12 protein-coding genes are annotated in these 10,977 nt (G+C 71.5%); 6 read left to right on the forward strand and 6 right to left on the reverse strand.

Features of this window, described 5'->3' with window-relative positions; all coding sequences use genetic code 11:
- Positions 1–6: 6 nt before the first annotated feature.
- A complete protein-coding gene (locus tag MED01_RS36110) occupies positions 7–1,134 on the reverse strand; it encodes an FAD-dependent oxidoreductase (RefSeq protein WP_238669182.1) in 1,128 nt (375 codons plus the stop codon).
- Positions 1,135–1,183: 49 nt separating this feature from the next.
- Between MED01_RS36110 and MED01_RS15045 the strand changes: the two genes are divergently transcribed.
- Together MED01_RS15045 and MED01_RS15050 are read left to right on the forward strand one after the other, a co-directional pair.
- On the forward strand, positions 1,184–1,882 hold the full coding sequence (locus tag MED01_RS15045; protein WP_238669183.1) for a TetR/AcrR family transcriptional regulator: 699 nt from the start codon (positions 1,184–1,186) through the stop codon (positions 1,880–1,882).
- A gap of 108 nt (positions 1,883–1,990) precedes the next feature.
- Complete coding sequence (locus MED01_RS15050) at positions 1,991–2,809, forward strand: hypothetical protein (protein WP_238669184.1); 819 nt, start codon at positions 1,991–1,993, stop codon at positions 2,807–2,809.
- 32 nt (positions 2,810–2,841) lie between these two features.
- Here MED01_RS15050 and MED01_RS15055 read toward each other — a convergent pair whose 3' ends face one another.
- On the reverse strand, positions 2,842–4,395 hold the full coding sequence (locus tag MED01_RS15055; protein WP_238669185.1) for an NAD(P)/FAD-dependent oxidoreductase: 1,554 nt from the start codon (positions 4,393–4,395) through the stop codon (positions 2,842–2,844).
- Between the two features lie 176 nt (positions 4,396–4,571).
- On the opposite strand from MED01_RS15055, the gene MED01_RS15060 reads away from it, so the two are divergent.
- The 4 genes from MED01_RS15060 (at position 4,572) to MED01_RS15075 (ending at position 7,370) form a co-directional block, all read left to right on the forward strand.
- The gene (locus MED01_RS15060) at positions 4,572–5,798 is read left to right on the forward strand and encodes a hypothetical protein (RefSeq protein WP_238669186.1); all 1,227 of its coding nucleotides are present in this window, start codon (positions 4,572–4,574) and stop codon (positions 5,796–5,798) included.
- 34 nt (positions 5,799–5,832) lie between these two features.
- A complete protein-coding gene (locus tag MED01_RS15065) occupies positions 5,833–6,273 on the forward strand; it encodes an EVE domain-containing protein (protein ID WP_238669187.1) in 441 nt (146 codons plus the stop codon).
- An 81-nt stretch (positions 6,274–6,354) separates the two neighbouring features.
- Positions 6,355–6,927 (forward strand): GNAT family N-acetyltransferase, encoded by a 573-nt coding sequence (locus tag MED01_RS15070; RefSeq protein ID WP_238669188.1) that lies wholly within the window; start codon positions 6,355–6,357, stop codon positions 6,925–6,927.
- A gap of 29 nt (positions 6,928–6,956) precedes the next feature.
- Complete coding sequence (locus MED01_RS15075; RefSeq protein WP_238669189.1) at positions 6,957–7,370, forward strand: type II toxin-antitoxin system Phd/YefM family antitoxin; 414 nt, start codon at positions 6,957–6,959, stop codon at positions 7,368–7,370.
- 198 nt (positions 7,371–7,568) lie between these two features.
- Here the strand turns inward: MED01_RS15075 and MED01_RS15080 are convergent, their stop codons facing one another.
- The 4 genes from MED01_RS15080 to MED01_RS15095 all read right to left on the reverse strand — a co-directional run bounded on the left by MED01_RS15080 (position 7,569) and on the right by MED01_RS15095 (position 10,748).
- Positions 7,569–8,636: an ABC transporter ATP-binding protein gene (locus MED01_RS15080; protein WP_238669190.1), complete on the reverse strand. Its 1,068-nt coding sequence runs from the start codon at positions 8,634–8,636 to the stop codon at positions 7,569–7,571.
- A complete protein-coding gene (locus MED01_RS15085) occupies positions 8,633–9,469 on the reverse strand; it encodes an ABC transporter permease (RefSeq protein WP_372493667.1) in 837 nt (278 codons plus the stop codon). Before MED01_RS15085 ends, MED01_RS15080 begins: the two co-directional genes overlap by 4 nt.
- Positions 9,466–10,257 (reverse strand): molybdate ABC transporter substrate-binding protein, encoded by a 792-nt coding sequence (modA, locus tag MED01_RS15090; protein ID WP_238669200.1) that lies wholly within the window; start codon positions 10,255–10,257, stop codon positions 9,466–9,468. The genes MED01_RS15085 and modA overlap by 4 nt, the downstream gene beginning before the upstream one ends.
- A gap of 68 nt (positions 10,258–10,325) precedes the next feature.
- Entirely contained in the window at positions 10,326–10,748 is a 423-nt protein-coding gene (locus tag MED01_RS15095) for a TOBE domain-containing protein (protein ID WP_238669192.1), read from the reverse strand.
- Between the last annotated feature and the right edge of the window lie 229 nt (positions 10,749–10,977).

The raw sequence follows: 10,977 nt of genomic DNA on the forward strand, positions 1-10,977 counted from the left end.
CAGATCTCAGTCTGTGCGTGCGGGTTCCGCCGGTCGGGTGAAGAAGCGAACGATGTCTTCCGCCGCGGTAGGGGACAGCATCATCGCCTGGACGCGTGCGGACATTTCGGCGATCGGGTGAATCCTGCTGAACATCGATTCTTCGTACGCCCGAATCGCCGAATTCGGGTCGGCGGGGTCGGCAGCGAACTGGCTGGCGAGTTCCGCGGCGTCGAGCATGGCCTGGTTCGCGCCCTCGCCGACCGGTGGCATGAGGTGCGCGGCGTCGCCGATGAGGGTGACGCCCGGTCGGCTGGTCCAGCGCGTACCGATGGGCATCGCCTCGATCAGGCGCGGCGTCGGCGCGCCCTCGGCGGCCTCGATGAGCGCGGTGAGGCGGGGGTTCCAGCCAGCGAACAGGTCCAGCAGGGCGCGCTTACTGCGGTACGAATCCAGGGGTCGGTCCTCCGCGCGCAGCGAGATCCCGACCTGGAGGCTGCCGTCGCCGAGACGTTGCGCTGCCAGGATCTGGTTCACGCCGATACACCACAGGTTCCCGGGGCCGACCAGCTCGGCGAGATCGGGATGCCGGCGGTCGACGTCTACGACGCTCAGCTGCACGAGAGTGGCCACGTAGGACAGTTCGACGTCGGTCAGCAGGGACCGGACGACTGAGCGCGCGCCGTCCGCGCCGATGAGGATGTCGCAGCTGGCTCGTTGACCGTCGTGGAACGTCAGGTCCCAGCCCTCGGCGGGTCGGTGGGTGGCCGCGACGAGCCGGTGCCGCCAGGCAACCGTGTCGTCGGGGAGGGAGTCGAGCAAAAGATCACGTAGTGCGCCCCGGTCGATCTCGGGACGTCCGGAGAACGAGCCAGGGTGCGGCACGTGGTGCACCAGGGTGCGTCCGGTCGGGTCGAGGATGCGATGTTCCTCGCCGTCGGGCCGCGCCTCCGACCGGAACCGGCCGGCGAGACCCGCCTCGGCCAGGGCCAGTTGCCCGGACTCCGGGTGTAGATCGAGGGCGCCGCCCTGGGGGCGCGCGGATCGGCTCGCTTCCCGGTCGTACACCAACGCGTCGATGCCGTGTCGGTGCAGGATCCGAGCCAGCGTCAACCCGCCGAGTCCGCCACCGGCGATCGCAATTCGCGTTCTCACGGCACTACCGTACACTGTATTGGTGGATACATCGTACGGTAGGAAGCCGGTGCCCGTCTGGGAGCGGCCCGAACCTCAGCCGCGGGCGGTGCCGGTGCCGTTGAGCCGCGAGAAGATCGCCGCTACGGCGATCAGGCTTGCCGACGCGAACGGCCTCGACGGGCTGTCATTGCGCAAGATCGCAAAAGAGCTCGGTGTCGGTCCGATGCGGCTCTACGACTATGTGATCAACAAGTCGGAGCTACTCGATCTCATGGTCGACGTCGTCTATGCCCGGATCGCCGAGGTGGGCCAGCGCTCCGGGTGGCGCGACACGGTGCTGGCCGTCGCCCACGCGACCCGCGATGCCGCCCTTGACCATGAGTGGTTCTCCGACCTGCTCGGCGGACGGCCACACCTGGGACCACACGCGCTCGCCGTAGGCGAGGCGACCGCCGCGGCGCTCAGTGCGGCCCCCGGCGTGCGTGACATCGACGATCTCCAACGAGCCGTGGGCGCCCTCAACGCCGTCATCATCGGATCGGTCCGCAGAGAGGTCACCGAACGACGCACCGCACGCTCCACCGGCACCGATGAAGCTGCCTTCCAGGCCAGCCTCGGCCCCTACCTCACGCGCATGTTGAAAACCGGCAGGTACCCCACAGTGGCCCGGCTCGTCATCGACGGCGCCCACCTCAACGCCGAGGAGACCTTCAACCACAACCTGACCACCATCCTGGACGGCATTACCCGCGAACGCCCAGCGTGATCCGAAGCGCTGCGACCAGCGGCTCGCCGGCCGGGCGTTTCTCCTGACACCCGCTCGACTGGCCGTACCCACCCAACCGCGACACGAGTCCAGACAGGGAGCCCACGAGTGGACGTCAGCCTGGCGACGAGTTCCGGAAGGGCCGATCGGTCGAACGAGGACTTCGTCGGTGCGGTTCCCGGCGCTGTCGTCCTGCTCGACGGTGCCGGCATTCCGGGAGCCGAGTCACTCTGCTCCCACGGCGTCGCCTGGTACACGCACCGCCTCGGTGGCGCGCTGCTCGGCCAGCTGTCGCGCGGCGACGGGCGAGAGCTCGCCGCGATCCTCGCCACCGCCATCGGCGACATCGCCGCCGAGCACCGCGACACCTGCGACATCGCGGACCCCAGCAGCCCGCAGGCCACCGTCGCGATGGTCCGCGCCCATCGGGACCGCGTGGACTGGCTCCTGCTCGCGGACTCCTTCCTCCTTTTCGACCAGGTCGACGGCGGCCCGCTGGTGATCACCGATGAACGCGAGATGACTGCCCGGCGGGAATGCTCGGCGCCGCTGGCCGGCATTGCTCAGGAAACGCCGGAGTACGACAGGGTGCGCGCCTCCTGCGCCACCGCACTGCGTGCCCGCCGGAACCAGCCGGGCGGCTACTGGATCGCCAAGGACGACCCGCGCGCGGCGCAGGAAGCGGTGACCGGCAGCCGATCCCTCGCCGACCTGAACGGTGTCGCGTTGCTCAGCAACGGCGCCAGCCGGATCGTCAGCCCGTACGGTCGGACCGACTGGCCGGGCGTGCTGGACCTGCTTCAGACCAGCGGGCCGGCCGGCGTCATCGCCCGCGTCCGGCAGGCCGAGGCGCAGACCACCGGTGGCGCGGATACGCACAGCCCGGACGACGCCACAGTGGCCCACTGCACGCACCTGCGGCGCTGAGCAACTGCCCGTGCCGCGAGAGGTGCTCGGCTTCACGCGTGAGACGGGGGAGTCGCGACAGGGGCTCGGTCGTCCGACCCCTCCGGCAGGGTGATCGGCGCCGCGATGATCCGGCTGGGCAGCACCGGCGCGTCGCGGCCGGTGCCCCGTCGGCCGTCGCCGCCGGAGGATTCCTCGTGGTAGTCCTGCTCCACATTCACCGACCAGACGTCGTGCGTAGTCCCGGTGGCGATGTTCTCGGCGGTGAGCATCGCGGTCAGCATCGAGTGGTCCTGGTTGTTGTAGCGGTGCATGCCGTTGCGGCCCACCGGGTGCACGTTCGGCACCGCCTCGGTCAGCCAGGCCCGGATCACGTCCACGTTGTGCTGGTAGCGCTCGTCGTACACCGGGTAGGCCTTGGGCATGCGCACGACGTAGCCGGCCTCCACCACGCCCTGTCGAACCAACCCCAACCGTTCCAGCTCCGCTGTGGCGAGGGCCACGAGGTCGGCATCCGGGGTACGCCACATCTCGTCGTCCTCGAACACGAAGTACTCCAGGCCCAGGCAGGTGCGGCCGTCCTTGACGAGGTACGGCGACCAGGAGCCGAAGTTCTGGATCCGGCCCACCCGTACCCCCGGGTCGTGCACGTAGATCCAGTTGTCCGGGAACGAGAACTCCGCCGGCACGACCAGGGCGACCGTCAGGAAGTCGCGGTAGCGCAGATCGGCCGCGCAGGCCAGCACCTCCGGTGGTGCCGGCGGGTGGAGCGCGGTCACCAGCTCCGAGATCGGCATGGAGGAGATGACGTGGTCGGCAGCCTCGGTACGCTGCCCGCCCGCGCCGTTGACAGTCACGCTGATCGCCCGCCGACGTGCCGGGTCGCGGTGCACGGCGGTGACCCAACTGCCTGTGGACAGTTGCCCGCCCCGCTCGCGGACCTGCTCGGCGCAGCGCTCCCACATCATCCCGGGCCCGTACTTCGGGTACTGGAACTCCTCGATCAGGCTGGTCACGTCGGTACGTCGACGCCGGGGCAGCAGCGCGTTGCGGATCGCCGTGGCCAGCGAGAGGTTCTTGATCCGCTGCGCCGCCCAGTCGGCCTGCAACCGGTCCGCCGGCATACCCCAGACCTTCTCGGTGTACGTCTTGAAGAAGATCGAGTACAGCCGCCAGCCGAACCGGGCCGACACCCAGCCCTCGAAGTGTGACTGGTCCCGTGGCGGGCGCAGCCGGGCCCGGGCGTATGAGCCGAGGCAGCGGGCGGCCTCCGGCAGACCCAGGTTGCGCAGCGCGTTCATGGCGCTGAGCGGGTAGTTGAACAGGGCGCCCCGGTAGAAGATGCGGCTCATCCGGGGTCGGGTCAGGAAGTCCTCGTCCGGCAGCATCTCGTGCCAGAACGCCTCCACCCGGGGCACCTTGGTGAAGAACCGGTGCCCGCCGATGTCGAACCGCCACCCGTCGCGCTCCACTGTCCGACTGATCCCGCCGACCACCTCGTCGGCCTCGAACACCTGCACCGACCGGCCGTACCGGAGCAGTTCGTACGCCGCGGTGAGCCCGGCCGGCCCCGCACCGATGATCACCGTGCCGTTCTGCTCACTCATGCTGACGCGCTCCCTGTTCTCCGCCATGGTCGAGGCGCGGCGTCTACCCGTTCTGCGCAGAATGTCACACTTAGCATTGGTCGGTCCTCGCTTCGGCGGGGCACGCGGCGGCGTACCACGAGAAGAGCGACTCCCCCACGCGGCCGACAGACCGGGGGAGCGGGGAAGCGGGGCGGATGGACCGGTGGCGCAGCGGCGCGGCGACGCTGACCGTCCGGGCGGTCGCGACCGGCCGCGGCGGAGCGCGCCTGGCCCGCCGGGTGCCGGCGCCCTGGCCGTACGTCATCGGCCTGTTCCTCGGCGCGAAATTGCTGCTCACAGTGCTCGGGCTCCTGGTCCTGCACGCCTGGGACGGCGTCCCCGGGGCCCCGCCGGCCGACGAGGCGTTGATGTGGGCGCAACAGCGGGAGATCTCCGGACACCGGTGGATCTCCTTCTGGTTCGCCTGGGACTCGCTGCTCTACCTGCGGCTGAGCGAGCTGCCGCTGACCGGGCCGTGGCGAGACTTCGGATTTCCGCTGCTGTACCCGTTCCTGGCCCGGCCCTTAGGCGCGGTGCTCGGTGGCGACACCGCACTGGCCCTACTGCTGATCAGTAACGTCGCGTTCCTGCTGGCGCTCTGGTACGGCTACCGGCTGGCGGAGCTGCTGCTCGGCGACGCGGACGCGGCCCGCCGGTTCACGCGGTACCTGGTGCTGCTGCCAACCGCGTTCCTGTTCCAGGCCGCGCTGACCGAGTCACTCTTCGTCTGCCTCGCATTGGCCACCTTCTACTACGCCGAGCGACGCCAGTGGCTGCTGGTCGGCGTGATCGGCTACTTCCTGGCGATGAGCCGCTCCGTCGGGCTGCTCGTGGCGCTGCCGCTGGCCCTGGTGCTGCTGCGGCAGCACGACTGGCGACTCGGGCCGCGCGCCCTGCTCGGCTACCTCCGGATCGGCTGGCCGTTGCTGCTGCTACCCGCCGGATGGTTCACCTTCATGGCCTACTGCCGGTGGCGGGGTGGGGACTGGTTCGCCTACCAGCACGCCCAACAGACCGGCTGGGGCATCGAGGTGCAGAACCCCGTACCGGTGCTGCTGAACGGGTTGACCGGGGAGCCGCGCGACGCCGCTCGGGTGTGGTTCGCCGTGGCCGTCCTGGCCGTGCTGGTCGCCGGGTTCCGCCGCCGGGAGCTGGCCTACCTGGTGTACGGCGTCCTCATGGTGCTGGTGCCACTGTCGATGGGCCCGCCGGTGTACAAGAGCCTGCTGCGCTACCTGCTCGCGGCCTTCCCGGTGGCGCTGGTGCTCGCCCGCTGGGCCCGCCACGCCAGCGTCGACGTGTGGCTGACCGCGACGCTCGCCGTGGTGCAGGGCGTGCTGTTCGTACTCTGGCTCAGCTACTGGACCCACATGATCATCTGATTGGCGCTGCCGTCGACCGGGCAACGTGTGGGACATGACCAAGCCACGGGTACGCCTCGACGACCTGGGCGCCTGGCTGATCAAGGGCAACGCTGACCTGGTCGACCTCGCCGCCCGGTTCGCCAGTGAGCCACTGGTGACGAGCTGGTGCGTACGCCCCGGCTATCGGGCGCGGTTGATGCGCGCCGGGCAGCCGGTGGTCTTCTGGGCCAGCGGCAGCCGAGGCCGACTGCCGTACGGGGTGTGGGGCGTCGGGCTGGTCACCGGGGCGGCCGAGCCAGGCGCACCGGGGCAGCCGTGGTCGGTGCCGCTGGATCTGCCCATCCTCGCCGAACCGGACCGGGTATCCCGGCTGCTGCTGCGCGCCGATGACCGGCTCGCCGGCCTGGAGGTGTTCCGTCAGCCGCAGGCCGCCAACCCCTCCTACCTGACCGTGGCCCAGTTCGCCGCGCTGCAGACCCACCTGCCGACCTAAGCGTGAGGGCGGCCGTGACCTGACCGAGGTGCCTGTGCGAGCCTGGCTACCCACGTGAGAAGCGCATCGAGTGGAGGCCCGGTGTTCGCCCTGCCGCTGACCGAGGACGTCGAGCTGCGCCCGCTGGAGCCGTGGCGGGCCGAGGAGTTCCTCACCCACCTCGATCGGGCCCGCGAGCACATCCAACCCTGGGTGTCGCCGTCCTTCGTCGCCACCGACCTGCCGTCGGCCCGTGCCGTGTTGCAGCGCTACGCCGACCTCTGGGCCACAGACAGCGGCGGCGTCTGGGGGCTGTGGTGGCGGGGCACGCTCGTCGGCGGGGTCATGTTCGTGTCGTTCGACGTGACCCGGGGCGTCTGCGAAGTCGGTTGCTGGGTGGAGCCGGCGGCGCAGGGCAGAGGCATGGTCGCCCCGGCGGTGCGCCGGATCGTCGACTGGGCGGTGCGCGAGCGTGGCATCCAGCGGGTGGAGTGGCGCACCAACGCCGACAACACCCGCAGCAAGGCCCTCGCCGACCGGCTCGGCCTGCGCCTCGACGGCACGCTGCGCCAGGTCATCCCGGGACCCCACGGTCGGATCGACATTGAAATCTGGTCGGTGCTGGCTGACGAGTGGTCCACCCGCCACGCACCGTCCACTGGCGACAGCGAATAGTTGTCATACCTGCGCGGCACCATGCATCCATGGCCGTCCCCGCGCTCACCCCTCATTCCGACCCGCCGCGTTCCGTGCCGCTGCGTGAGGCGCGCACCCGGTTCAGCCAGCTCGTCGCGCTGGCCGAGCTGACCGACGCGGTCACCGTCGTCACCCGCGACGGCGATCCCCGCCCGGTCGCCGCGATCGTCCCCGCCGCAGCCGCCCGCAGCGGCGCCCAGGCCCGCGCCGACGCCGACCGGCTCGCGACCGTCACCGCCGGCTGGGCCCGCCGCCTCGAGGAGCAGCACCGGCGCAGCACCCAGCGGCACGCCGCCGAGCTTGGCGCGGTCCGCGCGGCGCTGGCCGAGGCGTGGGCCGAGCTGGATACCCGGGTCGTCCCGGGCAGCGACCCGACGCTGGCCCGGCTGCGCGCCGCACACGCCGACCTGCTCGCCGGCTGACCCGCGTCCGTGTTCGGGTGGCGTTGGCCGCACCCGCCTCAGCGGGTGCCGTGCCATGCATGTCGTGCCGGCCGACCGGTCCCGAGTTGGCGGGACAACCCGGTCGGCGTCCGCGCGGGCCGGCGGTCGGCGTGGCAGGGGCGGCGGCGACGGACGCGCCGGCCGGGTCCACCCGGTGACGCTGTGGCCGGCTTCGGGTCAGCCGGTGGCCGGGTACGCGTGGGTCTCGGTCGCCTTGACCGCCACCCAGACCTTCTGGCCGGGGACAAGCCGCAGTTGGGCGGCGGCGGCCGGCGTGACGTCGGCGGCCACCCCGATCGGCCCGTCCAGTTGCACCCGCACGTTGTCACCGTGGCGCTGAACGTCGGCCACGGTGCCCGCCCAGGTGTTGCGCGGGCTGCCCTCCGGTCGGGCCGGGTGCAGAGCCACAGCGGCCGGACGGAACGCCACGAACGCTTCGCCGTCCAACCGGTCGGCGACCGTGAGGGTCAGCTCCGGCGACACCCGGACCCCGTGCCCGTCGGCGCGACCCCGGTACAGGTTCAGCCCGACCAGCCGGGCGACGTAGTCGGTGCGCGGGCGGGCGGTGACGCTCGGTCCGTCACCCTCCTGCACCACCCGGCCACCCTCGACGATGACCAGTCGGTCGGCCAACGCCAGCGCGTCCAGCGGGTCGTGGGTGACCAGCACCGTCGCGCCCGCGTGCGCCGACAGGTGCCGGTGCAGCTCCGCGCGGGTGTCCAGCCGGGTGCGGGCGTCCAGCGCGGCGAGCGGCTCGTCCAGCAGCAGCAGCGACGGTGCCACGGCCAGCGCGCGGGCCAGCGCCACCCGCTGCGCCTGACCGCCGGAGAGTTGCCGAGGCCTGCGCTGGGCCTGCGCGTCAAGCCCCACCCGGCCCAGCCACTCCCGGGCCGTGGCGCGGGCGGCCCGCCGCTCGACGCCGTGCCGGCGCGGCCCGAAGGCCACATTGTCCAATGCGCTGAGGTGCGGAAAGAGCAGGTAGTCCTGGAACACCACCCCGATCGACCGGCGTTCGGTGGGCACCCAGCCACCGGTCGCCGGGCGGTCCAGGTCGACCTCGTCGAGGGTGACGTGCCCGTCGGTGAGGGGATGCAGCCCGGCCAGCGCCCGCAGCGCCGTGGTCTTGCCGGCGCCGTTCGGGCCGAGCAGCGCCACCACCTCGCCCGGCGCGACCCGCAGCGGCACGTCGAGCCGGAAGACGCCCCGGTCGACGACGAGCCGCGCGTCGAGAAGTCGGTCGCTCATGCGGTGGTCATCCAGCGCTCCCGCAACGCCACCAGGATGCCCACCGACACGACGAGCAGCACCAGGCTGAGCACGATCGCGGACTCCAGGTCCGTCTCCAACGCCAGGTAGACGGCGAGCGGCATGGTCTGCGTCCGACCGGGGTAGTTGCCGGCGAAGGTGATGGTGGCACCGAACTCGCCGAGCGCACGCGCCCAGCAGAGCACCGCCCCGGCGGCCAGCCCGGGCGCCACCAGCGGCAGCGTGACGTGGGTGAAGGTGGTCCACCGGCTGGCGCCCAACGTCGCCGCGGCCTCCTCGTAGCGGTGATCGGCGGCGCGTAGCGAACCCTCCACCGCGATCACCAGGAACGGCATGGCGACGAACGACTCGGCCAGCACCACACCCGTGGTGGTGAAGGGCAGGGTGATACCGAACGTGCTGTCGAGCCAGCCGCCGAGCAGGCCACGCCGGCCGAAGACCAGCAACAACGCCACCCCACCGACCACCGGCGGCAGCACCAGCGGCACGGTGACCAGCGCGCGTACCAGCCGGCGGCCGGGAAACTCGACCCGGGCCAGCACCCAGGCGAGCGGCACCCCGAGCAGCAGACAGAGCGCGGTGGCCAGCGTGGCGGTCTGCACCGACAGCCGCAGAGCGGTCAACGCGCCCGGCTCGGTGAGCCGCTCCAGCAGGGTCGTCCACGGTGCCCGGATCAGCAGCCCCGCCAACGGCAGTACGAGGAACAGCAACCCCAGCCCGGCAGGGATCAGCAGCGCCGCCGGCACCCCAACCCGCCGTCGAGACGTGGCCGGGCGAACGCGGGATGCCTTGTGGTCGTGGACCTGCCTCACGGAGCCTGGAACCCCGCCTCGGCGAGGACCGCCTGCGCCGACGCCGAGCGGACGTACGCGACGAAAGCTCGTGCGCCGTTCGGATTCGGGGCGTCCTTCAACGCGACGATCGGGTAGTCGTTGACTGCCCGCGCCGACTCGGGAAACTCCACGCCTGTCACGTCGGCGCTCGCCGCCCGGGTGTCAGTCCGGTAGACCAGTGCCGCGTCGACCTCGCCGAGCTTCACCTTGGCCAGCGCACCCTTGACGTCCCGTTCCAGTGTGACCGGCGTCAGCGCGACGCCGGCCGCGTCCAGCGCGGTGCGGGCCGCCGCGCCGCAGGGAACCTGACTGGCGCAGAGCGCCACCTTCACACCCGGGCCGGTCAGGTCGGCCAAGCCGGCCACTGCCTTCGGGTTGCCCCGGGGCACCGCGATCACCAGTTGGTTGCGGGCGAAGACGCTCGGCGTACCGTCGGCGTCGCCAGCCTCGACGACAGTGGTCATGTTCGCCGGGGCGGCCGAGGCGAACACGTCCGCCGGCGCGCCCTGGGTGATCTGGTTGGCCAGGGCGGAACTGCCGGCGACGTTGAGGGTCACGCGGCTGCCCGGGTTGGCGGCCTCGAAGTCCTTCCCGATGCGGGTGAACGACTCGGTCAGCGAGGCGGCCGCGAACACTGTCACCGGGCCGGTCACCCGCCCGTCCCCACCGCTGCCGGTTGCCCGGCCGTCGCCCGCGCCGCAGCCGGTCACCGCCAGGCCGGCCGCCACTAGGACAGCCACCGCCGTACGCCTGCTCCGCGAGTTCATCCGCCCGACCGTCGCCGCGTCCATCTGACCTACTGACCCCGCGTTCATCTGGCCGACCGTCGCCGCGTTCATCTGGCCGACCGTCCGCGCGCCGGGGCGGGTGCGGCCCGCTCCACCACGACAGTGGTCGACTTGATCACCGCAACTGCCAGCGAACCGACCCGCAGGTCGAGTTCGTCGACGGCCTCCCGGCTCATCAGCGACACGACCCGGAACGGGCCCGCCTGGATGTCGACCTGGGCCATCACCGTGTCCTTACGGACGTCGACGACGATGCCGCGCAACCGGTTACGGGCCGAGGAGAACTCGGCGCCCGCATCCGGGTCGGTGGCTTGAGCGCGAGCGAAGGACGCCAGGTCGACGCCGTCGACGACCCGGTGGCCGTGCTCATCGCGCCCGGCCGTCAGACGCCCGGTGTCCACCCAACGGCGAATGGTGTCGGCGCTGACGCCGAGCAGGTCGGCCGCCTCCCCGATCCGGTACGTCGTCACCCGCTCACCTTAACGCCCGCATCTGCCATGACGAAAGGCCGAGATGTGCAGCAGTCGCGCGGATAAATGGGTGTCAGGGCCGGCATTTGCGTCTCCGTGCTCTACCTCAGGATGCCCATGGCTCCCTCGGGCGGGCCGCAAGATCGTGCTCGAACCAGGAAGTAGTGGTATCGGCGCATCGATGAGGCCACTACTTCCTGGTTCGAACACGATCTTGGCGCGGGGCGCG

Source organism: Micromonospora alfalfae, from assembly GCF_022230925.1.
In the GTDB taxonomy this organism is placed as follows: Bacteria; Actinomycetota; Actinomycetes; order Mycobacteriales; family Micromonosporaceae; genus Micromonospora; species Micromonospora alfalfae.

Excerpts from the sequence above, each read along its gene's own strand:
- MED01_RS15055 (WP_238669185.1), bottom strand. The coding sequence starts at position 4,395 with ATGAGTGAGCAGAACGGCACGGTGATCATCGGTGCGGGGCCGGCCGGG.
- MED01_RS15060 (WP_238669186.1), top strand. The coding sequence starts at position 4,572 with ATGGACCGGTGGCGCAGCGGCGCGGCGACGCTGACCGTCCGGGCGGTC.
- MED01_RS15065 (WP_238669187.1), top strand. The coding sequence starts at position 5,833 with ATGACCAAGCCACGGGTACGCCTCGACGACCTGGGCGCCTGGCTGATC.
- MED01_RS15075 (WP_238669189.1), top strand. The coding sequence starts at position 6,957 with ATGGCCGTCCCCGCGCTCACCCCTCATTCCGACCCGCCGCGTTCCGTG.
- MED01_RS15080 (WP_238669190.1), bottom strand. The coding sequence starts at position 8,636 with ATGAGCGACCGACTTCTCGACGCGCGGCTCGTCGTCGACCGGGGCGTC.
- modA (WP_238669200.1), bottom strand. The coding sequence starts at position 10,257 with ATGAACTCGCGGAGCAGGCGTACGGCGGTGGCTGTCCTAGTGGCGGCC.